The 23,981-nt window shown below is 67.9% G+C and carries 21 protein-coding genes; 7 read left to right on the top strand and 14 right to left on the bottom strand.

Annotated features, from left to right (window positions below; genetic code table 11):
- Positions 1 to 90 precede the first annotated feature (90 nt).
- The 3 genes from CYJ26_RS09740 to CYJ26_RS09730 all read right to left on the bottom strand — a co-directional run bounded on the left by CYJ26_RS09740 (position 91) and on the right by CYJ26_RS09730 (position 4,211).
- Positions 91 to 1,296: a recombinase family protein gene (locus tag CYJ26_RS09740; protein ID WP_275043055.1), complete on the bottom strand. Its 1,206-nt coding sequence runs from the start codon at positions 1,294 to 1,296 to the stop codon at positions 91 to 93.
- A gap of 45 nt (positions 1,297 to 1,341) precedes the next feature.
- The gene (ychF, locus tag CYJ26_RS09735) at positions 1,342 to 2,439 is read right to left on the bottom strand and encodes a redox-regulated ATPase YchF (protein ID WP_006548904.1); all 1,098 of its coding nucleotides are present in this window, start codon (positions 2,437 to 2,439) and stop codon (positions 1,342 to 1,344) included.
- A 185-nt stretch (positions 2,440 to 2,624) separates the two neighbouring features.
- Positions 2,625 to 4,211 (bottom strand): alpha/beta hydrolase, encoded by a 1,587-nt coding sequence (locus CYJ26_RS09730; RefSeq protein WP_101638338.1) that lies wholly within the window; start codon positions 4,209 to 4,211, stop codon positions 2,625 to 2,627.
- A 128-nt stretch (positions 4,212 to 4,339) separates the two neighbouring features.
- Between CYJ26_RS09730 and CYJ26_RS09725 the strand changes: the two genes are divergently transcribed.
- Entirely contained in the window at positions 4,340 to 5,584 is a 1,245-nt protein-coding gene (locus CYJ26_RS09725) for a DNA recombination protein RmuC (protein ID WP_006548902.1), read from the top strand.
- Between the two features lie 74 nt (positions 5,585 to 5,658).
- On the opposite strand, the gene CYJ26_RS09720 is transcribed toward CYJ26_RS09725, so the two are convergent.
- A complete protein-coding gene (locus CYJ26_RS09720; protein ID WP_006548901.1) occupies positions 5,659 to 6,711 on the bottom strand; it encodes a 4-hydroxy-3-methylbut-2-enyl diphosphate reductase in 1,053 nt (350 codons plus the stop codon).
- Positions 6,712 to 6,784: 73 nt separating this feature from the next.
- Between CYJ26_RS09720 and xseA the strand changes: the two genes are divergently transcribed.
- Entirely contained in the window at positions 6,785 to 8,137 is a 1,353-nt protein-coding gene (gene xseA, locus CYJ26_RS09715; protein WP_374044898.1) for an exodeoxyribonuclease VII large subunit, read from the top strand.
- Here xseA and CYJ26_RS09710 read toward each other — a convergent pair.
- Genes CYJ26_RS09710 through CYJ26_RS09690 form a run of 5 tightly spaced genes read right to left on the bottom strand, consistent with a single transcriptional unit; the run spans position 8,115 to position 14,314 of the window.
- A complete protein-coding gene (locus tag CYJ26_RS09710; protein ID WP_006548899.1) occupies positions 8,115 to 9,134 on the bottom strand; it encodes a LacI family DNA-binding transcriptional regulator in 1,020 nt (339 codons plus the stop codon). The genes xseA and CYJ26_RS09710 overlap by 23 nt on opposite strands.
- 1 nt (position 9,135) lies before the next feature.
- Positions 9,136 to 10,722: a glycoside hydrolase family 32 protein gene (locus CYJ26_RS09705; protein ID WP_101638337.1), complete on the bottom strand. Its 1,587-nt coding sequence runs from the start codon at positions 10,720 to 10,722 to the stop codon at positions 9,136 to 9,138.
- A 47-nt stretch (positions 10,723 to 10,769) separates the two neighbouring features.
- Positions 10,770 to 12,392, bottom strand: a complete 1,623-nt coding sequence (locus tag CYJ26_RS09700; RefSeq protein ID WP_244902066.1) for a type 2 periplasmic-binding domain-containing protein — start codon at positions 12,390 to 12,392, stop codon at positions 10,770 to 10,772.
- Between the two features lie 57 nt (positions 12,393 to 12,449).
- Positions 12,450 to 13,415: a carbohydrate ABC transporter permease gene (locus CYJ26_RS09695; RefSeq protein WP_101638336.1), complete on the bottom strand. Its 966-nt coding sequence runs from the start codon at positions 13,413 to 13,415 to the stop codon at positions 12,450 to 12,452.
- Between the two features lie 14 nt (positions 13,416 to 13,429).
- Complete coding sequence (locus CYJ26_RS09690) at positions 13,430 to 14,314, bottom strand: ABC transporter permease (protein ID WP_034236225.1); 885 nt, start codon at positions 14,312 to 14,314, stop codon at positions 13,430 to 13,432.
- A gap of 227 nt (positions 14,315 to 14,541) precedes the next feature.
- Between CYJ26_RS09690 and CYJ26_RS09685 the strand changes: the two genes are divergently transcribed.
- The gene (locus CYJ26_RS09685) at positions 14,542 to 14,805 is read left to right on the top strand and encodes an exodeoxyribonuclease VII small subunit (RefSeq protein WP_006548894.1); all 264 of its coding nucleotides are present in this window, start codon (positions 14,542 to 14,544) and stop codon (positions 14,803 to 14,805) included.
- Positions 14,806 to 14,838: 33 nt separating this feature from the next.
- Entirely contained in the window at positions 14,839 to 15,807 is a 969-nt protein-coding gene (locus CYJ26_RS09680; RefSeq protein WP_048679331.1) for a carbohydrate kinase family protein, read from the top strand.
- Between the two features lie 150 nt (positions 15,808 to 15,957).
- Here the strand turns inward: CYJ26_RS09680 and CYJ26_RS09675 are convergent, their stop codons facing one another.
- The 3 genes from CYJ26_RS09675 to CYJ26_RS09665 form a co-directional block, all read right to left on the bottom strand.
- The gene (locus tag CYJ26_RS09675) at positions 15,958 to 16,377 is read right to left on the bottom strand and encodes an excalibur calcium-binding domain-containing protein (RefSeq protein ID WP_101638335.1); all 420 of its coding nucleotides are present in this window, start codon (positions 16,375 to 16,377) and stop codon (positions 15,958 to 15,960) included.
- 92 nt (positions 16,378 to 16,469) lie between these two features.
- Positions 16,470 to 17,783: a PhoH family protein gene (locus CYJ26_RS09670; RefSeq protein ID WP_006548891.1), complete on the bottom strand. Its 1,314-nt coding sequence runs from the start codon at positions 17,781 to 17,783 to the stop codon at positions 16,470 to 16,472.
- A 161-nt stretch (positions 17,784 to 17,944) separates the two neighbouring features.
- Positions 17,945 to 18,730, bottom strand: coding sequence for an isoprenyl transferase (locus CYJ26_RS09665; RefSeq protein WP_006548889.1), 786 nt, complete (start codon positions 18,728 to 18,730; stop codon positions 17,945 to 17,947).
- Between the two features lie 240 nt (positions 18,731 to 18,970).
- Between CYJ26_RS09665 and trhA the strand changes: the two genes are divergently transcribed.
- Positions 18,971 to 19,711, top strand: coding sequence for a PAQR family membrane homeostasis protein TrhA (gene trhA / locus CYJ26_RS09660; RefSeq protein WP_006548888.1), 741 nt, complete (start codon positions 18,971 to 18,973; stop codon positions 19,709 to 19,711).
- 100 nt (positions 19,712 to 19,811) lie between these two features.
- Here the strand turns inward: trhA and CYJ26_RS09655 are convergent, their stop codons facing one another.
- Both CYJ26_RS09655 and CYJ26_RS09650 read right to left on the bottom strand, forming a co-directional pair.
- A complete protein-coding gene (locus CYJ26_RS09655) occupies positions 19,812 to 20,309 on the bottom strand; it encodes a GreA/GreB family elongation factor (protein WP_006548886.1) in 498 nt (165 codons plus the stop codon).
- 84 nt (positions 20,310 to 20,393) lie between these two features.
- A complete protein-coding gene (locus CYJ26_RS09650; protein ID WP_006548884.1) occupies positions 20,394 to 20,957 on the bottom strand; it encodes a GNAT family N-acetyltransferase in 564 nt (187 codons plus the stop codon).
- A 231-nt stretch (positions 20,958 to 21,188) separates the two neighbouring features.
- Between CYJ26_RS09650 and msrA the strand changes: the two genes are divergently transcribed.
- Together msrA and CYJ26_RS09640 are read left to right on the top strand one after the other, a co-directional pair.
- On the top strand, positions 21,189 to 21,896 hold the full coding sequence (msrA, locus tag CYJ26_RS09645; RefSeq protein ID WP_101638333.1) for a peptide-methionine (S)-S-oxide reductase MsrA: 708 nt from the start codon (positions 21,189 to 21,191) through the stop codon (positions 21,894 to 21,896).
- An 82-nt stretch (positions 21,897 to 21,978) separates the two neighbouring features.
- Positions 21,979 to 23,877: an ABC-ATPase domain-containing protein gene (locus CYJ26_RS09640; protein ID WP_101638332.1), complete on the top strand. Its 1,899-nt coding sequence runs from the start codon at positions 21,979 to 21,981 to the stop codon at positions 23,875 to 23,877.
- The last annotated feature ends 104 nt before the right edge of the window (positions 23,878 to 23,981 follow it).

Here is a 23,981-nt window from a genome sequence, read left to right as displayed (position 1 = left end):
ACGGGCGACTCGAACACCTCCGCGGCTCCGCCCTCGGCTTCCGCAACCTCACCCACTACATCGCTCGGTCGCTGCTCGAAGCCGGAGGGTTTAGACCCGCGCTACACCCTCGTTCGTGAAGAGCCCCTTAATCTCAGGGTCTGCTTGTTTCTTGCGTCGCCTGAGGTCTTTCCTCTTGAGTCGTTCCACAACGAGAGCCCGAACAAAGTCATCGATAGCACTTCGGGTTCTGTTGAGATGCCCAGCCTTGCACGAGTAGTAACGAGCCCGAGTCCGCACCGGTTCCCCACACACTTCACACCGATAGAGCCCTGCTCCGAGGTGTTTCCTGACGGTCGAGCCGCTCCGGTTCGTCACGCGGGCGGGGTCGTCGAGGAAGTTCTGAACCGTCCACCACTGGTCTGTTTCGACAATCGCCTCCCACTGCCCGAGGACGAGCTCGCCGTTCTCATCTTTGACGAGGTTGTCACGCAGGGCTTTACGCCGAGACTCCCCAGTCTCCTGCCGACGAACGTCTTTTGAGGTGTAGACCGAGTACCCGGCATAGCGTGGGTTTCTCAGAATGCCGAGCACCGTTGACGCACTCCACGGGCGATCCTCAGGCACAGGGCGCGGTACCTTGCCCTCGACCTCGCGCCGTGCGTTGCGCTCGAGGACGACTGTCCGGCTGTGAAGTGGCAGGTGTGGCACTCCCAGACCCTCACCGTCCATCTGCGTGCCACTCAGAGCGCGTGCGATGCCTTGGAGCGAGTCTCCGCGCAGGAACGCGGCGTATATGGCTCTGACTCCCTCGGCCTCGTGAGGGATGATCTGACCAGAGGTGGAGTATCCCAGGGGTCTGACACCCTTGGGAGGTCTACCTTGCCGGGCTCGCTGGACGTGGGCACGGGACTGCCGAGCACCCTTGCGCTCCACCTCAGCACGAGCCACAGCGGCCTTGATACGGGCATACATGCGCCCGCCGTCTGTGCTGAGGTCCGCGTCTCCGTTCGCGGTTACGAGGAGTAGTCCTCGCGACTCCGCTCTGTCGATCCAGTCCTCCAGCTCCCGAGGTTGGCGGGTGAGCCGGTCGAGGTCATAGCAGACGATAGCGTCCAGGAGACCGGCCTCGTAGTCGGCAACCATCTGTAGGTAGGCAGGACGTTTCTTCGTCTTGTCTGAAGCCGAGATCGACTGATCAACATAGGTCTCCACGACCTCCCAGTGGCGAAACCGTGCGAGGTTCTCGCAGTCTTCACGCTGGCGCTCGATAGCGAGCCCGTCCATCTCTCTGTCGAGTGAGATACGGAGATAGATGGCTGCGCGGACTGGCTGAGAGGAGGTCTAGTTCATACCTCCAGTTTACTTCTTAGACGTAAGCCCTGTGCGGAATTCGACCACGTCCCCGTCCTGCATGACGTAGTCCTTGCCCTCCATGCGCATCTTGCCGTGGGCACGAGCTTCCGCGATCGACCCCAGCTCCATGAGCTCGTCGAAGGAGATGATCTCGGCCTTGATGAAGCCCCGCTCGAAGTCGGTGTGGATGACACCAGCCGCTTGAGGAGCCGTCCACCCCTTGTGGATCGTCCAGGCCCGCGACTCCTTCTCGCCGGCGGTCAGGTAGGTCTGCAGCCCCAGCGTGTCGAAGCCGACGCGCGCCAGCTTGTCCAGACCGGACTCCTCCTGGCCGTTGTCGTGCAGCATCTCCGCGGCCTCGTCGGGCTCAAGCTCCACGAGTTCGGCCTCAAACTGGGCGTCAAGGAAGATGGCCTCGGCCGGAGCCACCAGCTCGCGCAGCTGGGCCTGCTTGGCCTCGTCGTGCATGCCCTCGTCATCCATGTTGAACACGTAGATGAAGGGCTTGGTGGTCATGAGCTGGAAGGAGCGCAGCGCCTCGGCGTCCAGCCCCGCCTTCTCAGCCGCGGCGGACAGCAGCGTGCCCTCCTCCAGGATCTTCAACGCCGCCTGGGCGGTGTCCAGCACGGAAGCATCGGTCTTCTTCCCGCGCACTTCCTTCTCCAGGCGCGGGATCGCCTTCTCCAGGGTCTGGATGTCGGCCAGCACCAGCTCAGTGGCGATGGTCTCGATGTCGCTGGCCGGCTCCACCTTGCCGTCCACGTGGACCACGTCCGGATCGTCAAAGGCACGGGTGACCATGCAGATGGCGTCAGCCTCGCGGATGTTGGCCAGGAACTGGTTTCCTAGCCCCTCGCCCTCGCTCGCACCGCGCACGATGCCGGCGATGTCCACAAAGGACACCGTCGCCGGCACGGTCTTGACCGAGTGGAACATCTCAGCCAGGCGGTCCAGGCGCTCGTCCGGCAGCGGGACGATGCCCACGTTCGGCTCGATCGTGGCGAAGGGGTAGTTCGCCGCGAGGACGGTCGCCCGCGTCAGGGCGTTGAACAGGGTGGACTTGCCGACGTTGGGCAGCCCGACGATTCCGATGGTAAGAGCCACGGGGCAGAGTCTAGGTCAGGCTCGGGCCTGACCGCCCCATGACGACGACGGCCCACAGCTGGCACCGTCTGTCATCTCCACCGGGCGGCCGGGCCGTCCGCCTCAGCCGGACCGTCCGCCTCAGCTGAACAGCCCACCGCCGCTCAGCAGCCTGGCCAGCACCCGTCCCAGCCCCAGCGCGTGGCTCATGTCCGCCGTCGCGTCCCCCCAGGTGGAGTAGAACTCCCCCACGTGGTTGGCCAGCAGACCGACCGCGACGGTCGTGAGCACACAGGCCAGGCCCACCAGCGCCGTCCGTACCACCGTGCTCGCCAGGAACCGCACGGCACCCCGGATCGGCCCGGCCCCGCTGCTCTGCCCGCGCTGCGCCGTCGGCCTGTCCTGACCTCCCCGTGACAGGCGGCCAGGTGCGGACCACCGGCTCGCACGACGGCGGCACACGGCAAGCACTGAGACCGCCAGTGCCGCCACCCATGCCAGGGCGATCGTCCACACCGCGTCCACTGGCAGGACGGTGTCCGCGAGGCGCGCCAGCCCTCCACGGCCCGTATCCGGGGTAACCGAGTCGGCCGGTCCCGCTGCGGAGGAGGCCGACGCCACCCCATCTTCTGCCCCCACCAGGTCAGTGCCTGCGGGAGGTGGGAGGACCACAGGGTCCACGAGTGCCCGCCGCTGGAGGGCGTGGTGATCTCAACCGAGTCGCTCGACGGCGCCGTCTCACGCAGGTTGCGCGCGACCTCCGCCGAGTCGTGGTCATCCTGCGCGCCCAGGACCCACAGGTCCAGGGGCTGGTGGGCGTGATGAGTGATGAGCGTGGACAGCGTGTTCTCACGGCGCAGCTCGGCCGAGGTGCTCATTCCTCCGAGCACCGGCACGTCATAGCCGCTCATCATGATCGCCGAGCTGTAGACGTCCGAGCGCATGATCGCCGTCCACCCTGCGCAGTACCCGCCTGAGGACAGCCCCGCCAGCGCCCACTGGTGACGGTCCTTGCTCACGTTCGGGAAGCTGGCACGCACCACCGCAGGAACGTCGTCCTGGATCCAGGTGCCGATCTTGGCGTGACCAACGATGTCGGCGCAGTCAGGACTGGACTTCTGCTGCTCATCGGCGTTGAGGTCAGGGATGACGAAGATGGCCGGGGGCAGCGCGCCTGAGTCGATCGCGGCCTGCATGGCCTGACTGGCCTTGAGGGTATCGACCGTCCCCGAGGCGCTTCCCGGGTCGCCGTAGAGGAAGACGATGACCGGGTAGGAGCGCTGGTCCGTGGTCGAGTACCCCTGCGGCGTCCAGACCCAGACCTCCTGGGTGACGCCGCTGCGCGCCCCGGTGACGCTCGCCTTGACGAATCCGTCCTGCGCCGGGGTGAACTCTGCCGGGGGCTGGGTGGGGCCGTCTTGCGCGCTCGCAGCACCGACGGGCGCCAGCTGCGCCTCGGTCTGGGAGTCCCGGGACGAGGCGACTGCGGCCAGGTCTCCTACGGTCTGGACGAATCCCAGGGAGGCGTTGACCCTCAGGCCCACGGCCGCCAGCACCAGGACCTGGCTGAGCACGAGCGCGGCCACGGTGGAGACCAACAGCGCACGCGGGGCACGCCGCTGCCCCGGCCGCACCCGCACAGCCACCAGGACACCCGTCAGGACCACGGCCACCACGGCCGCCAGGAACACCGTGTGGACCAGGGACGTGGAGACCAAGGAGACGTGCGTGAGCGCCTGAGGCGCCAGGGCACGGGGTTCTCCGGCCAGCGTCGTGATCAGTGTCTCTCGCATACCCTGGACTGTAGACAGTGGCGCCATACCCTGCCTACCCCTGGGCGGAGGACGTTGCAGGGTGCGAGGTCGTCCTGGCGAAGGAGAGCGCAGGAGTTTGTGTCGGTGGCCGATGGCACGGTAGGGCCATGAGCACGTCCATCTCCACCGTCCTGCTGTTGGTCGTTAGTCTCCTGGCTGGCACCGTCCTCGGATACGCCGTGGCCGTGGCCCGCTACGCCTCAGCCCGGGCCTCCGGTCGTGACGGTGCCGCGCGGGCACAGACCGAGGCCGCGCAGTGGCGGGCTCGCGCCGAGGAGCTGTCCGCGCGAGCCCAGCTGGCGGAGGAGCGGGCGGACCGGGACGGATCAGTCCTGCGGGCCCTGGCACCGGTGCGCAGCCAGCTGGAGCAGGTCGGGGCACGGGTCGAGCAGATGGAGCGCCAGCGTGCCGGGCAGCACGCCTCGCTGGCTGAGCAGCTGCGCGCCCGTGCCCAGGCCGAGCGCGAGCTCCTCGTGACGACGTCGTCCCTGGCCTCAGCCCTGCGCTCGCGCTCCAGCCGTGGGCTGTGGGGTGAGGTGGAGCTGGCCCGTGTGCTGGAGATCAGTGGAATGATGCCGCATGTCGACTTCAGCGAGCAGCGCTCGGTCGGCTCCGTGCTTGCCTCACGCTCCAGTGCCACGGCCTCCTCTGGGACGACGGCGTCGCGGCCTGACGTCGTCATCCACCTGCCTGGTGGTGGCTACCTGGCGCTGGACTCTAAGGCTCCGATGGATGCTTACCTACGAGCCTGCGGCGTGGAGGGCGAGCCGGCCAGCGCGGACACCGAGCGCCGCACGCTCATGAAGGAGCATGCCAAGGCACTGCGCTCCCACGTGGACCAGCTCGCAGCGCGCCGGTACGACCGCGCCCTGGGGTCCTCCCCCGAGCTCGTGGTCCTCTTTGTCCCTGCCGAGCCTGTGCTGGCAGCCGCTCTGGATGCCGACCCCACGCTCATGGACCATGCCCTGGAGCAGGGGGTAGCGCTGACCTCACCGGCCTCCTTGCTCTCTCTGCTGCGCGTGTGCGCCACGGCCTGGGCGAGGACGGCTGTCAATGAGGACGCCCGCGAGCTCCTAGAGCTCGGACGCACCTTGTACGAACGCCTGGGGACGGTGGCTGGCCACCTCGATGCCCTGGGTGGTGCCCTGACCCGCAGCGTCTCGGCCTACAACCGCACGGTGGCCTCGATGGAGTCGCGCCTGCTGGTCACGGCCCGGTCCTTCGAGACCCTGGCTTCGTCAGTACCGTCACCGCGGAGCATCTGCCCTGACGACGCCCAGGTGCGCTCCTTCGCTACCCCGGAGCTCACCGTGGAGTCAGGGACCCACGGCCGGGGTGAGAGCGATGACTAACGGTCCTGGCCACCGCCATCGCTCTCACGCTGGCCCTGGCGCCGCCAGGGTGGTCAGCGCAGCAGATGACGGCGTCAGCAGGTGTGGTCTGCTGCGGGCTCACGGCGCCCGTGCCGCTCGGGCGCCTGCCCGGCCGCCGCCTTCAGGTCCGCGCGCAGGTTCTTGGGCAGAGAGAAGGCGATCTTCTCCGTCGCCGTACGCACCTGCTCAACGTCGTCAAACCCGAGCTCACCCAGGCGTGAGACCACGTCACGCACCAGGATCTCCGGCACGCTCGCCCCGCTGGTCAGGCCCACGGTCTGTGCACCCTCCAGCCAGACCGGGTCGATCTCGCTGGCGTAGTCCACCCGGTAGGCAGCCGGGGCACCCGCTTCCAGGGCCACTTCCTTCAGCCGCACCGAGTTCGAGGAGTTGCCGGAGCCCACCACGATCATGACGTCAACCTGCGGCGCGATCGTCTTGACCGCCACCTGACGGTTCTGAGTGGCGTAGCAGATGTCGTCGCTCGGGGGATCGATCATCTGCGGGAAGCGCTCACGCAGAAGACGGACAGTCTCCATCGTCTCGTCCACGCTGAGCGTGGTCTGGCTGATCCACACCACCTTCTGCGGATCACGGACCTGCACCTGGTCCACCTCGTGGGGGCCGTTGACCACCTGGATGTGCTCAGGAGCCTCTCCCTGGGTGCCCTCGACCTCCTCGTGGCCGGTGTGCCCGACGAGGATGATGTCGTAGTCGTCATGGGCGAAGCGCACCGCCTGCTTGTGCACCTTGGTCACCAGCGGGCAGGTGGCGTCAATGGTCTGCAGGTGACGAGCCTCGGCCTGGACATGGACCGCCGGGGAGACCCCGTGAGCCGAGAAGACCACGCGCGCACCCTCGGGAACCTCGTCCGTCTCGGAAACGAAGACCGCACCTCTCTGGGACAGCGCCTCGACCACGTACTTGTTGTGCACGATCTCCTTGCGCACGTAGATCGGCGTGCCGTAGTGCGCCAGCGCCTGCTCGACGGCGTCCACGGCCCGGTCCACGCCTGCGCAGTACCCGCGCGGGGCCGCCAACAGGATGCGCTTGCCCTCGCCGTGGGCCTGTGCCGGCTCAGCGACGTCCTGGACCGGCTCAGTCATGGTCTGCGTTGGTGTCGTCACGTCCCCCACTGTGCCACAGCGGAGTCTTGGCTCCCAGAGATCACGTGGCACAGTGGTACACGTGACAGACCAGCCCTCCCCTCTCCAGCAGGCTCGGGCAGACGCCCAACGAGCCAACCCGGCCACGGCACGCGTGCCCGCCCGGCTCGCACGCGAGACCACGGCTGACAACCCATGGCCCCTGGCGCTGCTGTCCACCAAGATTGACCAGTACGTCGCCAAGATGACACCGGTGTGGGTGGAGGCACAGGTCGTTCAGCTCAACCGACGTGCCGGCATGTCCTTCCTGACGCTGCGGGACCTGTCCGCAGAGATCTCACTGCGCGCCTCGATGTACCGCCGCGACCTCGTGGCCAGCGAGCAGGCCATGGGCACCGAGCTCAGCGACGGCATGCGGGTGGTCGTCCACGGCCGCCCGACCTTCTGGACCCGCTCCGGCTCCTTCCAGCTCCAGGTTGACCAGATCCGCCTCGTCGGCACCGGCGACCTGCTGGCGCGCATCGAGCAGCTGCGACGCGTGCTGGCCGCTGAAGGACTCTTTGCCCCCGAGCGCAAGCGTCCTCTTCCCTTCCTGCCCCGCGTGGTCGGGCTGGTGTGCGGACGGGACGCCAAGGCGCGTGACGACGTCATCACCAACGCGCGCCTGCGTTGGCCGGGTCTGCCTTTCGAGGTGCGTGAGGTTGCCGTCCAGGGCGTCCATGCCGTCAGCCAGGTGGGCGCGGCGATCGCGGAGCTGGACGCCCGCCCGGAGGTCGACGTCATCGTGGTCGCCCGCGGCGGCGGGAGCGTGGAGGACCTTCTCTCCTTCAGCGATGAGGGTCTTGTCCGTGCCGCCGCCATGTGCCGCACTCCCCTGGTCTCCGCGATCGGCCACGAGACCGATCGCCCCTTGCTCGACGACGTCGCCGACTACCGCGCCTCGACCCCCACCGACGCCGCACGCCGCATCGTGCCAGATCTGGCGGAGGAGACCGTTGGCCTGGACCAGGCCCGTTCTCGTATCCGCACCGCGCTGGCTCGCAGAGTCACCGAGGAGCAGACGCGCCTGGATCGTGTGCGCGAGCGCCCGGTCATGACCGATCCCACCGTCATCGTCCGGGACAAGGAGGCAGACCTGTCCCAGGGCCGTGAGCGTCTGCGCCGAGCGCTCCTGACCACCCTGGACCTGGCCGGTGCCGATCTGCGCGCCGAGACCGCCCGGCTGACTGCTCTGTCCCCCCAGGGGGTGCTCGACCGGGGCTACGCGATCCTGCGCAAGCCAGGCGTCGGCGTCGTTACCTCCAGCGAGGAGCTGAAGAAGGGCGATCTCATTGAGGGCGTCCTGGCCCACGGACGCATGGTGGCCCAGGTCGTCGGAGCCACCAAGCCCAGCCCGACGCCGTCTACAGCGCCGGCGGAGCGCTAACGGACTCACCCTCCACAACGCGCCCCACGATCCGCTCGCCTCGAGATGGCAGTGTCCCGACCGCACCGCCACGAGCCTCAAGCTGCTCGTAGAGCCGCTCCACGGCCCAGGCCGCCATCTCCGCGTGCGGCAGCGCCACCGAGGTCAGATGGGGGAACAAGGAGGTGTCGATCAGGCGCATCGCGTCGAAGCCGACCACCGACACGTCCTGAGGGATGCGCAGCCCGAGACCTGCCGCAGCGAAGTAGAAGCCGATCGCCATGGCGTCCGAGAAGCAGAAGACGCCGGTGGGCCGGTCCGGTCCGGCCAGCAGCTCAGTCGACAAGGCCTGCGTAGCCTCCGCGTGAGGCGAGGTCGCCACGTAACGGGGCTCGATCCCAGACTGCCGGCAGCGTGCGAGAAAGCCCTCGCGGCGTCCGTGGGTCGCCGGGATGTCGTCAACGTTCCCGATCATCGCGACCTGACGGTGGCCGGCAGCCAGCAGGACCTCCGCCGCCGCTCGTCCCCCCGCCACCTCATCCGGAGTCACCCAGGAGTACCCCTCCTGACGGGTGAAGGCATTGACCAGCACCGTCGGAGTCCCCAGCAGCGAGACCGGCACACTCAGCTCCTGGTGGTAGAAGGCACCGAGGATGATGCCGTCAACCTGACGGTCGCGTAGGGTCTGGACCACGCCGTCGATGTCGTCAGCCGTGTCCGCCACGATCAGCAGTCCATCGTGGTGACGGACCTCTTGCTGCGCGCCGCCGATCAGTCCGCCGAGGAACTCGGTGGTCGCCAGATGCTGACCGATGAGGGCGATTGTGTCCGTGCGCCGAGTACGCAGGGCCCGCGCCGACGGGTTAGCGCGGTAGCCCAATGAGTCGGCCACCTTGCGCACTGCGTCACGAGTCTGTGCCGCTACACGTGAGCCCTCAGGGTTGTTCAGGGCCTGAGAGACGGTGGTGACCGAGACCCCCGCCTGGCGCGCGACGTCCTTGATCGTCACGCGCGTCATCTCAGGCCTCCAGGCGCCCGCTGGTGTAGGCCTCGCTCATCTGCCATGCCCTGAGTGTGGCATGTTCCAGCCCCGCGGCTCGCACGCGCACCTGGTCATGGCTTGGGTCGGCACCAACCCGGACTGACAGCGGCTGCCCGTCCACGAAGACCTCCAGGCTGGAACGGTCCAGCAGCACACGCATCTCCACCACGCCGTCGCTTCCGAGGGGGACAGGCCCCTGGAGCAGGCGGGTGTCCTCCCCACGCCACGGGCTGTCTGCGTCAGCCGCGGACGAGCGATCCACGCTGAGCCACCCAGTCCAGGCCTCCTGGCCGCTCATCCCTTTCGCCTGGCGACGAGACAGCGTGATCCGTGTGGCGCAGCTGCCGTCCTGAGAGGCCAGCAGGTCAAGCTCGATGGGAGCCTCACCCAGGACCCCGGCGATTCGCAGGTCAAGGCTGCGGCCGGACAGCTGCGCGCCGTCGACCTCCTCGCCCTCCAGGCGCACCGGCTCACCCAGGTGCAAGGAGTCGATCTCCCTGATCGGGAAGAAACGCACCGTGCCGTCCTGTGCCAGAACAACCTCACGCGGGATGTTCATTGACCCGGCCCAGCCGGCGGCTACCCGCTGTTCCTGCGTGCCATTGGGCTGCATCCAGCCGATCACGACCCGCCGCCCGTCAGGAAGCCGGAGGGACTGCGGGGCGTAGAAGTAGTTCTCCCCCAGGTCCATGCGTCCCGTGCGCTCAATCGTCATCCGGGTGCCCTCACGCTGACCCACCATCCACATCGAGCGCATCGTGTCGCCCTGGTGCCAGGCGGCCACAGTCAGCACGTCCACCTCACCGTCCGGGCCCTCCAGGCGCATGAGGCCGGGGCACTCCCAGATAGTTCCGGTAGCACTGACGTCACCGTCGCCGACGGCGAGCGGCCCCTCATAGGTCCACTCGCGCAGGTCCGGGCTGGAGAAGCACAGCGCAGCGCCACCCTGCGCTCCGTCCTTGCCCTGGCCGGGCAGGCCCGAGCCCATGACCTGGTACCACCGGCCTGCTTCACGCCACACGGTGTGGTCACGCATCTCCGGCAGGTCCGCTCCCACCGACTGCGGCGCGGACTCGATGACTGGGTTCGCTACGTCCTTGTCCCAGCTGCGCAGCAGTGGATCGCCCTCGCGGGCTACCGCCACGCAGCAGTTCTGGGTCGGGCCGCCGTCGTGCCCGGAGTAGATCATGGTGGGCACGCGCCGGCCATCGGAGCGCTCATCCTCAACGATGACGCCGGACCAGCAGCCCAGTGCGTCGGCTCCAGCAGGTCCGGGCGTGAGGGCGACGGGCAGGTCGTGCCAGTGGACGAGGTCGTCGCTCCACTGGTGACCCCACTCGATGAGCTCATGGACCGGTGCGTGGGAGTTGTGCTGGTAGAAGACGTGCAGGATGTCCTGGCCATCAGGCCCAGGATGGACGAGCAAGCCGTTGGGATCGTTGAGCCAGCCCCAGGGAGGAGTGATGTGCCACAGCGGTCGCAGCGGATCCGTCAGCGAGCGCTCACGCATCTGTGCGCGGTCGATCTCTAGGCTGTGGCGCGGGGTGATGGCCGGGTGCTTCATGGTGGTGTCCTTCGGTTCTCAGGGGCGTGGCGTGCCGGGTGGTCGTGTCACGAGCGAGCGTCAAGCTGCTCGTAGTAGCGATCGAGGGCGGCCTGGTAGATCTCCATCAGCCGTTCCAGCCCGCTGGAACGCAGATCCTCAAGATAGTCCTCCCATTCCTTGTCGATGCCGCCGTCCACGACCCACCGAGCAAAGCGCTGTTTGACCAGGCTGGTGACATCGGCCTCGATGAGGGACAGGTCGTCCAGCTCGGCGTTGGTGAAGACCACTGGTGGGAAAGCGTCATTGGCCGCGTGGCCGCGGTAGCCCTCGGTGACCTGTTGCTGACGCAGTGCCGCACGGGGCTCAGGAAGCACGACGGTCCGGAAGTCCTCCTCAGTGATGGCCTTGGGACCGCCAGGAGCGACCTTCTGACGTCGCTCTCCAGCCGACTCCCCCTCGGCTGCGGGAATCTGGTCCAGCAAGCCGTCGGAGTTGTACTCCAAGGTGACCCCAATGGGGCCCCAGTTGTTCTGGGCGGACATCACCGGGTCATACATCCGGTCCACCCAGCGCATCACTGCCGTCTGGTAACGGCAGGTCCGCGTCATGGCGAAGGCGCCGCGAGAGATCTCCTGGTTGTTGGACACGCTCGCACGGGCCTGGCCGTCCACACCCTTGAGCACAGGGCACAGGGCGTAGTGCCCCTCACGGTCAGCACCGACGAACTCGGTCGCCTCCCACCAGTAGAAGGCGCCCAGCGACTCGGTGTCCGCCTTGCCCTTGGCCAGGTAGGCAGTGTCGTCCTGGGAGAAGGACTCTGAGTCGATCAGCCCCTCCTGGTACCACGCCGCCAGCTGACGCACGCCTTCCTTCCATGCCTCGCTGGCCGCGGTGAACACGGCCTTGCGATCGATGACGATGCGATGGTCGTTGTTGTCAGCCTGCCCGCCGTAGGCCGCGACGAGGTCCCAGGGGTTGGCGCAGAAGGAGCCTGGCACGAAGGACAGGGGGATCGGTCTGCCGCTGCCAGAAGGGTCTTCCTTCTTGAAGGCCAGCAGGACCTCGTGGAGCTCCTCGATGGTCGTCGGCATCTGACGATCGACCTTCGCAAGCCAGTCGGTGTTGATGTAGAGGAAGTTCGGGAACTGGACCAGGCCCAGCTCCTCGACACTGGGCAGGGTGTAGATGTGGCCGTCATCGCTGGTCACCGCCGAGCAGATATCAGGACGGGCCTCAAACAGGGCGAGGATGTTGGGGCAGTTGCCCTCCATCAGCTCGTCGAGCGGCACGAGGGTGTGGTTGGAGGAGTAGGTCGCGACCTCGGCGTCGCTGAGCCCGGTGTTCCACAGGATGTCCGGCAGGTCCCCGGAGGCGAGCAGAAGGTTCTTCTTCTCGGCGTAGACGTCCTCGGTCAGCATCGACCGGCTCACCTCGATCCCTGTGTCCGCGGCCCACTGCTGGGGCAGCTTCATCTGGTCGTAGGGCACCGAGAGCGCGCCACGTGAGCCCGTGGCGGTGACCGTGACAGGCGAGGTGACGATCGGTAGCGTCCCAGGATCATTCAGCCCAGCCGAGGCCGAGATCTCCTCGACCCTGTAGTCGGCGTCCGTCTTCTTCCCGGAGCAGGCCGCCAGGGTCAGGGCCAAGGCTGTCAGTGCGCCGCCACGAAGGACGGTACGACGACTCAACCTCGAGGCTGAGGCGCCTGGACGCAGCGAGGGTAGGAAGGACATCTGTCTTGCCTCTCAGCTCTTGACGGCGCCGATCATGGCGCCCTGGGCGAAGTACTTGTGAGCGAAGGGAAGCGCGGCGAGCAGCGGGAAGGTCGATACCACGATCATCCCGTACTTCATGAGCTCAGCAATGCGCTGGGACTCGGCGTAGGAGTCCATGCCCGTGGCCGACAATCCGGATCCGGAGGCGTCGGACTGGATGAGGATGGTGCGCAGGACGAGCTGAAGGGGGTACTTCGTCTCGTCATTGAGGTAGATCATCGCGTCAAAGAACTGGTTCCAGTACGCCACCGCGTGAGTAACAACCAGAAGCATGATGAGTGCCTTGGACAGCGGCAGGACGATCTGGAAGAAGTAGCGCAGTTCGCTGGAACCATCGAGCTCAGCCGCCTCGTGGAGCTCTTCGGGGATCGTGGTGGAGAAGAAGGTGCGAGCGATGACGAGGTTCGTCACCCCGATCGCGCCGGGCAGCACGACCGCCCACATCGTGTTGAGCATGCCCAGCTCCCTGACGACGAGGTACCGGGCGATCATGCCGCCGGCGAAGAACATCGTGACGATGAAGGCAGCCATGATCGTGCGCCGGAAGGGCAGCGTCCTGCGGGACAGGGCGTATCCGGCTCCGAGGATCGAGCACACCAAGATCGTGGCGCCCACGACCGTGTAGAGCAGGGAGTTCGCAAAGCCTCGGATGATGGTGGAGGTGGAGAACATACGTGCGTACCCCTCAAAGGTAATGCCCTTGGGCCACAGCCACACATTGCCCTCGTAGATCTGGTTGGGGTCCGAGATCGAGGCGATGACGACGAAGTAGAGCGGGTAGATGATCGCGATGACCGCGGTTCCCAGCAGGATGACGACGAAGGCGGCGTACAGAGGATCGGCGACGCGTTCCCAGAAGCGTCCAGCAGGATGGTTGCGACGCGCGGGACTGGTGGAGGTGAGCAGGCCCGTCGCGGAAGCAGTAGCGGAACTCATGTGGACCTCGACTCTCAGAACAGGCTGGTCTGACCCGCGCGCTTGGCACCCTGGTTGAACACCAGGAGCAGGATCATGTTGAGGACGTAGTTGAACAGCGAGATCGCCGCAGAATAGGAGAACTGGGCGCTCTTGAGACCGACGTCGTAGACATAGGTCTGGATGATCTGCGAGGTGCCGAGGTTGAGGTCGGTCTGCATCAGCAGCGCCTTCTCGAAGCCGATGTTGAGCAGGTTCCCGACTGCCAGGATGAGCATGATCGAGATCACCGGCCGGATCCCGGGCAGGTCAATGTGCCACAGCCGCTGCCAGCGGTTGGCGCCGTCCACGCGCGCGGCCTCGTGGAGACTGGGATCAATCCCGGCCAAGGCCGCAAGGTAGATGATCATCGAGAATCCCGCGTTCTGCCAGATATCGCTCAGGACGTAGATCGGTCTGAACCAGCCCTCCTCATTCATGAAGCTGACCGGGGTACCACCTGCCAGTGAGATGACGTTGTTGACCAGGCCTGAGCGAGGCGACAGCAGCACAAAGAGCATGCCGACCACGACCACCGTGGAGATGAAGGCCGGCGAGAACAGCACCGTCTGGATGAAGGACTTCAGCCTGCGCGATCCGAGCTGGTTGATCAGGAGCGCCAGAACAATGGGCACCGGGAAGCCGAAGACCAGACCCAGGACGTTGATGGCGATCGTGTTGACAAAGACCCGGGAGAACTGGAATGAGTGCAGAAAACGGGAGATGTGCTCCAGCCCCACCCACTCGCTCCCCATGAAGCCGTCAATCGGGTTGTAGTTGCGGAAGGCGATCTGGACGCCGTACATCGGCCAGTACTTGAAGACGATGAGGTAGATGACGGCGGGTGCCAGCAGCAGGTAGAGCTGCCAGTGCCGGGCCACACGTGCCAGGAGTGAGGGAGTACCCCCGCCAAGAGGCGCTACGAGAGGTCGACATCATTGTCCTTCGGGAGGAGGGCCACGCTCAGGACATTGTCAAATCTTTTTGACATCGAGATCGTAAGTAGCTCCATCGCGCCCCGTCAAGACGTTTTGACAACAGATTTTCCGCCATCTCCTCTCCCCCTAACGTCCTATCGTCCATACTGCCAACGTGTAAGAATCAGCCCATGAGCCTCACGCCTGTCAGCTCGCCTACCGGTGACGACGCCAATGCTGACGTCCCCTCCCTGCCCTACGAGCAGGCCCGCGAGGAGCTTGTCACCGTCGTCCAGCGCCTTGAGGCGGGCCAGGTCCCGCTAGAGGACGCACTGAGCCTGTGGGAGCGCGGCGAGGCTCTTGCCGCGCGCTGCCAGGCCTGGCTGGACGAGGCCCGGCGTCGCCTGGACGCCGTGAGCCAGCGCGAGACCAACGCCCCGACGACCAAGCACTAGCCCCCTCACGCGACCCGAAGGGACACGCACCCCATGATCACCCATGTCACACCCGGCCCTAGCGGAACCGCACTCGTTATCGGCGAGGCCCTGGTCGACGTCGTCCTCAACGAGGGTGCCGAGCCGCAGGAGATCCCGGGCGGCTCGCCGGCCAACGTCGCCCTGGGCCTGGCGCGGCTCGGCCGTGACGCCGAGCTCGACTGCTGGATCGGCAAGGACCTGCGCGGACTCGCCGTACGGGCGCACCTGGAGGCCTCCGGGGTGCGCCTGACCCCCGGCTCGGACGAGGCGGAGCGCACCTCCACGGCCCAGGCCTCGATCGGGGCCGACGGCGCTGCCACCTACCTCTTTGACCTGGACTGGAACCCGCCCTTCCCCGAGCTGACCAGCGACCAGGCGCCCGTGCTCGTCCACACCGGCTCGATCGCTGCGATCCTCGCCCCCGGCACGGACACCGTCCGCCGCACGCTGGAGACCTATCGGGCCTCCTCCACCATCTGCTACGACCCCAACGCCCGTCCCCAGCTCATGGGTGAGCCGGACCAGGCTCGTCGCACGGTCGAGGACCTGGTCTCCCTGTCGGACCTGGTCAAGTGCTCGAACGAGGACATCGAGTGGCTCTACTCCGTGGACTCCAGCTCGGACGAGGCCCTGGAGAAGGTCCTGCAAATCTGGCTCGATCTGGGCGCGGCGCTCGTCGTTGTCACCCGTGGCAAGCGAGGTGCCCTGGCGCTGTCCGCCTCGGGGGTGCGGATCGAGGTTCCTGCCGATCCCAGCGTCGTCGTAGCGGACACGGTGGGTGCCGGCGACTCCTTCATGGGCGGCCTGGAGGACGGGCTGTGGAGTGAGGGGCTCGTCGGGGCCGGGCAGCGTGAGGCGCTGCGCGCTATCGACGCCGAGACCCTGGAGCGCGTGGTGCGCCACGCGGCTGCCATCGCTGACATCACGGTCTCGCGGGCCGGGGCCAACCCACCCACCCGCGCCGAGCTCGCTGAGGCCTGATCGGCCTTATCTGGCTGCGAACCAGAACTGATCAGGAGGGCCCTGCCGGATGTGTTCCGGCAGGGCCCTCCTGATGTATCAACGATGTGCTCGAAGCGCGAGCGTACGCAGCCGGCCGCTCAGTCCGGCCGCCCGCACCGTGACCCGCGACTACTCGCAGGCGACGCCGCTACCATCGCGGTCCAGCTTGCCGCTGTATCCCGGCTCTCCCCGATAGATCGGCGCCGCGCCGGCAGCCCTCGCAGCCGCGCAGTTGGGGTAGTAGGTGTTGGCGGCAGCTTGCTGCGCCGCAGCCTGCTGGGCGGCGGCCTCAGCCGAGGCCGAGGCTCGAGCCGCGGCAGCTGAGGCGGAAGCCTTGGCCGCAGCCGTGTCCACGACCGTCGCACTGGCGCTGTCCTCAGCCACGGTCTCGTCACCGCCGCCACACGCGGCCAGCCCAAGAAGGCTGAGGGACACGGCACCCGCCATGAGAGCACGCGCCGCCAGGGTCACGCGAGAACGGGAGGACTCGTGCTTCTCAGCGGCTTCCTGGGCGCGCGGGCACGACGATTGCGGGCATGACACGGACATGCCGGTACCTCTATAGGGACAGTCAGGGTGTGACCAGGGTAATACCAGCGCCAGCGCTCCGCCCGGGACCAAGGGCGGCTCCTTGACAGCCTTCAGTACAACGGCACGTCGTCGAGCATCGTGGTCACGAGCTCGGCGATCTCGCTGCGCTCGGTGCGCACCAGGTCAATGTGGGCGAACAGCGGGTTGCCCTTGAGCGACTCGACGATCGAGGCCACACCGTCCCACCTGCCCACGCGCAGGTTGTCACGCTGGGCGACGTCGTGAGTGAGTACCACCTTGGAATTCTGGCCCACGCGGGAGAGCACCGTGAGCAGGACGTTGCGTTCCAGGGACTGCGCCTCGTCAACGATGACGAAGGCGTCATGGAAGGACCGCCCTCGGATGTGGGTCAGCGGCAGGACCTCCAGCTGGTCGAGCTGGACGATCCGGTCAATGCGCTCCTGCGGGACCACCGAGGACAGGGTGTCGAAGACCGCCTCACTCCACGGCTGCATCTTCTCCGTCGCGTCGCCCGGTAGGAATCCCAGCGTCTGACCGCCCACCGCGTACAGCGGCCGGAAGACCAGGACCTTGCGGTGCTCACGGCGATTGACCACGGCGTCGATCCCGGCCGCGAGCGCGAGCGCGGACTTGCCCGTTCCGGCGCGGCCCCCGAGGGAGACGATGCCGATCTGCGGGTTGAGCAGGTGATCGATCGCCACCCGCTGCTCGGCCGAGCGTCCCCGCACCCCGAAGACCTCCCGGTCGGGACGCACCAGCCGCAGGGCGCCGTCGACCACCGTCGCCAGGGCGCTGCCGCGCGGGGAGGTGACGGCGACCCCGGTGTGCACCGGCTGGCGAGCAAGCTCAGCACCGCCTTCTCCCTGCGCCAGGCCCTCCAGGTCCAGCACCCCGGCGTCCCACAGCCCGGCCATCTCCTCAGCAGTCACGGACAGCGAGGTCATACCGGTGTAGCCGGAGTCCACGGCGAGCTGGGCCTTGTACTCGTCGGCGTGCAGGCCGACCGAGGCCGCCTTGATACGCATCGGCAGGTCCTTGGAGATGACCGTGACGTCCTGTCCCTCCTCGGCCAGGCACACGGCCACGCACAGGATGCGCGTGTCGTTGTCCCCCAGGCGCATCCCCGCCGGCAGGACCGTGGGATCGGTGCCGTTGAGCTCAACTCGCAGGGTTCCGCCGTCGTCATTGAGCGGAACGGGGCGGTCCAGTCTGCCGTGCCTGGCTCTGAGCGCGTCCAGCAGCCGCAGTGCCGAGCGGGCGAAGTAGCCCAGCTCGGGATCATGCCGCTTGCCCTCCAGCTCGGTGATGACGACGATCGGCAGCACCACCGCGTGCTCGTCGAAGCGGAGAATGGCGCGGGGGTCGGACAGGAGGACGGAGGTGTCCAGGACGTAGGTACGCATGGGGCGCGTCTCCGGTGTCGCGGCAGGCGCCCTGGTGGCCACCCACCTCTTGCCTCGACGTTACGCTCCTCACACTCGCCACCTGCGGCCAATCCGGGCAAAGGTCAGGCGAACACTGCGTAACGAGTTCGCTCAGCGCCACTAGGCCCCAGATCGAGGGGCTAACGGCCCAGGCGGCGCTCCCGGCGCGAGTAGTCGCGCAGCGCGCGCAGGAAGTCGATACGCCGGAAATCCGGCCAGTAGACCTCACAGAAGTAGTACTCCGAGTGCACCGACTGCCACAGCAGGAAGCCGGACAGACGCTGCTCACCCGAGGTGCGGATGACCAGGTCCGGATCAGGCTGCCCCTTGGTGTACAGGTGCTCGGTGATGTCCTCCTCGGACAGCGAGTCCGCTACCTCCTCCAGGGTGGCCCCGGCCGCGGCCCGCTCGCGCAGGAGATCGCGGACCGCGTCGGCGATCTCCTGCCTCCCGCCGTAGCCGACGGCGATATTGACCTGGACCCGTCCGTCACCCGGGTCCGCCTCACCGCCGGCGGCGTGGGTGGAGGCCACGGCCTGACGCAGGCGTTCAGCCAGAGGATCGGGGAGCAGATCAACCGCTCCGACCAGTCGCAGGCTCCAGCGCTGCGCGGCCGCCAGGCTCTCAACCGCCTGGGCGATGATGTCCAGGAGAGGGGAGAGCTCGGCGGGGTCGCGCGAGAGGTTGTCCGTGGACAGCAGCCACAGGGTCACCACCCTCACGCCGGCGTCCTCGGCCCAGCCGAGGAACTCCTCGATCTTGTCCGCACCGCGCTTGTGCCCTTGAGAGGTGACGAAGCCCATCTGCTTGGCCCACCGACGGTTGCCGTCCAGGATGACGCCTACGTGCCCAGGCACCTGCTGCGGGTCGACCTGAGCAGCCAGGCGACGCTCGTAGATCTCGTAGACAAGACCGTCTCCAGCCACGCTCTACCAGCCTTCCTTCTCCGCACCCGCCACACGCCGGGCAACCCAGGGACCTGGGCCTTGCGGCAACGGTAGCGCGTCGCCCCGTCGTGGCGGATCAGCACGGGCATGACACGCACGCCCGCTACCCACCCTCCCCACCACAGGAGTAACCTACGAATGCGTAACCTACGGAACCGTAGGTTCCGTAGGTGCCACGCTTCGCCGTCGCCGCCCAACCCCGACACCGAGGAGGCCACGGTGCCCAGGAAGACCCCCACGACGCCGCAGACGGCTGGCGCCGTGACCAAGAACGTCGCTAGTACGGTCGGCTCCGTCAAGGAGGCCGCAGCCGGGGCGGTACGTATGGTCAAGCCACGGCTGCGTGGATGGATCCACGCCTGCACCACGCCCCTGGCACTGGCGGCGTGCATCGTGCTCACGGTCCTGGCCCCCGGTGCCGCGCGCAGCTGGGCCTGCGCCGCCTACCTCGTGTGCTCCCTGCTGCTGTTCGGCAACTCGGGCATCTACCACCTGTCCAACGGCTACTGGCCCACCAAGGTCTCGACCGCCCTCCAGCGCTTCGACCACGCCAATATCTTCCTGCTCATCGCCGGGACCTACACGCCCCTGTCCGTCTCGCTGCTCAACCCACGCACCGCACTGCTGGTCCTCGGGATCGTGTGGGGAGGCGCGGCGGCCGGCATCATCACCTCGCTGGCCTGGCCGACGGCGCCGCGCTGGTTCTCCACGTTGCTCTACATCCTGCTGGGATGGGTCGCGGTCTGGTTCCTGCCACAGTTCTGGGTCGCGGGCGGGGCGGCGATCGTGTGGCTGCTGGTGGCCGGCGGCGTCATCTACACCATCGGCGGAGTCATCTACGCCCGCAAGCGCCCTGATCCCTTCCCGCGGTGGTTCGGCTTCCACGAGGTCTTCCACGTGTGCACCGTGGCAGCGTGGGTCTGCCAGTGCGTGGCCTGCTACCTCGCGGTGCTGGGCTGACAGGCGCCGGGACAAGGCACGGGCGGGTGCGCCGCATGCACACCCGCCCGTCCGGACAGCCCGGCCCCGGCCCTTGTGGGCTCTCAGAGCCCCGCAGGGCTCACAGGACCTTGACGTCGATGATCTCGGCCTTGATCTCCTTGCCGTTAGGGGCCTGGTAGGAGACGGTCTCGCCAGCCTTGTGCCCCATGAGGGCCTTGCCCAGCGGGGCGTCCGGGGAGAAGACCTTGACACCCTCGGGGACGTCAGCCGTGATCTCCTGCCCCCCCAGAGCAAATACCTGCTCCTTGGCACCGATCTTGGCGGTGACGATCGTGCCGGCCGAGACCGTGCCGTCGTCAGCGACCTCTCCGATCTCCGCCTTCTCCAGCAGCTCGGTGAGCTGGGCGATGCGGGCCTCGTTGAGCGCCGCCTCTTCTCGCGCCGCGTGGTAGCCAGCGTTCTCACGCAGGTCGCCCTCCTGGCGAGCAGCCTCGACGCGCTGGGCAATCTCCTTGCGGTCCACCTCCTGGCGCCGGGCCAGCTCAGCGGTGAGCCGGTCGTAGGCGTCCTTGGTGAGCCAGGTGCCCTGGCTGGTGGCCTCCGTGTCCTGGGCCATGACCTCTCCTTGAAGTCGACGATTGAGATGGAACTCCTCACTGTAGCCCACCGCCCAGCACGTGGGCGGTGGCACCGCGCGAGGTCACACCATGGCAAGCCGCTCCACCGGACAGACCATGAGGTAGTCCGTCTGCGCGTCAGAGCCCACCTGGAAGACGTGCTCACCAAAGCGGGTGAAGCCCAGACGCTCGTAGAAGGCCAGGGCAGCAGTATTGCGCTCCCACACTCCCAGCCAGATCGAGGCCGCTGCGTGCGCGCGAGCCTCGTCCAAGGCCACCCCCATCAACCTGGCTCCCAGCCCTCGGCGCTTGTAGGGCAGGCGGACGTAGATCCGCTGGACCTCTAGGGACGGCTGCGGGATACGGCCCTCCACCGGCTCGGTCTGCGCCTTGCCGACGTTGGTCTTGAGGTAGGCGGCCGGAATGCCGTCCACGGTGGCCAGCCAGTAGCTGCTCTCCGGGTCCGCCAGCTCGGCGGCCAGGACCTGCGGGCTGTAGGACTCGGCGAGGAAGACCTCCATGTCCTTGGCCGTGTTGTCTGCGGCGAAGGTGTCCTGGAAGGTCTCGGCGCAGACCTGTGCCAGCACAGCCGCGTCCTGGGCCGTACAGCGCCGTACCTGGACCTGCGGCGCACGATCGAACCCCATACGTGCCCTCCTGGCTCCTTGTCTGTCCGCGCGAGCCTTACGCCAGGCCCGACCGGCTGAGCCGCCACTGTAGCCCTGCCCCGCAACGCGTTTCCCGCCCGGTCCACCTACCGCGCCGGCGCCGTCGCCCCCCATGCGACCTGCCTCGCTCGCACCATCCGACTCCGCCCTCGGCGGATCCTGCTTCTCCTCACACTCACCCGTCCCCGGCCGCCCGGTAGCGTGGTTCCTATGACGAGCCAGCCCGCACGCAACACCCTCATTCCCGGCCGCGAGGAGACGCTGCTACCCGAGCCCGGCGAGCACGCCGTCCTCGGCACACCCCTGTCCGGCCCGTGGCCCGAGGGCACCGAGGTCATCTACCTTGCTGGCGGCTGCTTCTGGGGTGTCGAGCGTTTCCTGTGGCGCCAGCCCGGCGTCGTCGCCACGGCAGTGGGATACATGGGCGGCACCACCCCCAACGCCACCTACCGCGAGGTCTGCACGGGCGAGACCGGCCACGCCGAGACGGTCCGGGTGGCTTACGACCCCGCCGTCGTCGGCGAGGGCGCGCAGGCGCTGCTGCGCACCTTCTGGGAGAACCACGACTCCACCCAGCTCAACCGCCACGGCAACGACATCGGCACCCAGTACCGCTCCGCGGTGTGGACCACGACCCCGCAGCAGGCCGCAGCCGCCCGCGAGATCCGCGGGCTTTTCCAGGGCGAGCTCACCCGGCTCGGCATGGGGCAGTGCGTCACCACGATCGACGACGCCGCCTCGCTCTACCGTAACTTCGGCGGCCCCTTCTACCTGGCCGAGGAGTACCACCAGGGCTACCTGGAGAAGAACCCGGACGGCTACTGCAACCACGGACCCAACGGCGTGACCTGCCCGGTCGGTATCGCCAGCATGCCGGCCCAGACGGACATCCTCGCGCCCGACGCCCTGGAGGGCTGAGGCAGGAGACCGTGTCCCCCGCGCGAGCAGGGGATGCGTCCGTACTCACTCATGGCCCTGCTCCTGTGCCAGGATCAGGGCCATGAGTGAGTACGGACCTACCTTCGGAGGACACGGGCAGCGTGGTCGGGGTGACCGTGGGTACCGAGGTGGCCCTGGCTCTCGCCGCAGCAACCAGGACTACCAGCGCGGCGAGGGCGGAGGCCGCCACGGCTCACGCTCCGGCGAGCCACGGCGTCGTTATGACGACGAGCCGCGCGACGGCGTGCTGGCTGACCTGGTCGGCCATCTCCACGCCCTGGACAACCGCTCCTACGCTGCATACAAGGCGATCGTCGGCCGTTACTCCACCCCGCAGGGGTGGACCCTGCACGTCGACCGCGTCCAGCCCGACCCCTACGCCCCGCCCACCCAGATCCGCGTCCTCGTGCCCGCGAGCCTGCCAAGCCTGGCGCTGCTCGGCGAGCACGAGCTGCTCGCCACCACCGATCGCCGGATCGCCCTGGCCGATTTCCTTACCCGCGAGCTGCACGCCGGATTCAAGGGCACGAACCTGTCCATCGCCGCACCCGGCCAGGAGATCCTTCAGCGCTCCAGCGTCACCCTGAGGCCAGCCCAGGAGACCGAGCAGGGCCAGGCCGACGCCGCGGCATGGATGATCGAGATCCGCGCACGGGTCGCGCTGCCGGCCCGCGGCCGCTCCATCCAGGGGCATGAGGCCTCGCGGATCTTCAACCGCGACCTGACCCGTGAGGTCGGTGCCGCCCTCGATCTGACCGGCGAGCGCGCCGAGCGGCTGCTCGCCCACGTCGCGGCGCTGGAGGACCACCGCGCCCTGAGCGAGGCCGTCATGACCAACGGCTGGGTAGCCTTCCTCGCTGACGGATCGCTGCTGCCCCGCCGCTCGGGCGTGAGCGACGAGCCCATGCGCTCTGGCGGTCTGCCCTTGACCGCTCCGGAGTCCCTGGCCGCCACGGTGTCCCTGCCTCATGCGGGCACGGTGCGCGGCACCGCGATCGGCTCCGGTGTCACGCTCATCGTGGGCGGCGGCTACCACGGCAAGTCGACTCTGCTGTCAGCCATCGAGCGGGGTGTCTACCCGCACGTGCCCGGTGACGGCCGTGAGCTCGTGGCGACCGTGCCCGACGCCGTCAAGGTGCGGGCCGCGGACGGTCGTGCGGTGACCGGGGTGGACCTCACGCCCTTCATCTCCCACCTGCCGGGGGACCGTGACACCGCCAGCTTCACCACGAAGAACGCCTCGGGCTCCACCTCCCAGGCAGCCTCCCTCATTGAGGCGGCGGAGGCCGGCGCCAGCGCCTTGCTGCTGGACGAGGACACCTCTGCGACCAACCTGCTCATTCGCGACCGACGTATGCGCGCCCTCGTGGCTGACGACCGCGAGCCGATCACGCCGCTGGTCGACCGCGTGGGCGCCCTGGCCGAGCAGCGGGGTGTCTCCACGGTCCTGGTCATGGGCGGGTCCGGTGACTACCTCGACGTCGCCGACCGCGTCCTGCTGCTGGACTCCTACCAGCTGCGCGACGCCACCCAGGCCGCCGCCAGCGTCGTCGCTGAGCAACCGCGCCAGGCCACGGCTCTGGCCGACTTCGCCGAGCCTGCCTCCCGCGTGCCCCTGCCGGCGCCCGAGCGCGTACGCCGCGGTCCGGTGCGCACGCGCTCGCGCGGCACCCAGGCGCTGACGCTCGACCGCGAGGAGATCGACGTCGCCGACGTGGCTGGGATCGTGGACCCGGGGCAGGCCGAGGCGGTTGCCTTCTGCTTACGGGCCCTGCTGGAGCAGCGCTTCGACGGCGAGTCGTCCCTCGCCCAGTGCCTGGAGGACCTCGAGGCGCTCCTGGACGAGGAGGGGCTGGACGCCGTCGCCGCTCCTGGCCAGCGACCGGCCTTCTTCGCCCGTCCACGCATGGTTGACGTCGCCGCGGCCGTCAACCGCTACCGCAGCCTGGAGCTGGCCTGAGGATTCAGGCCGCGTCGGACCATCTCGGTCTCCTACGACCACGAGTGCCTCGTTCGACCACCGTAGTGACGTCACTACTGTGGTCGAACGAGGCACTCGTGGTC

The organism is Actinomyces urogenitalis (assembly GCF_002861525.1).
Lineage (GTDB): Bacteria > Actinomycetota > Actinomycetes > Actinomycetales > Actinomycetaceae > Actinomyces > Actinomyces urogenitalis.
Note: the sequence above shows the minus strand (reverse complement) of the source record. Positions and strands in the feature narration are given on the sequence as shown.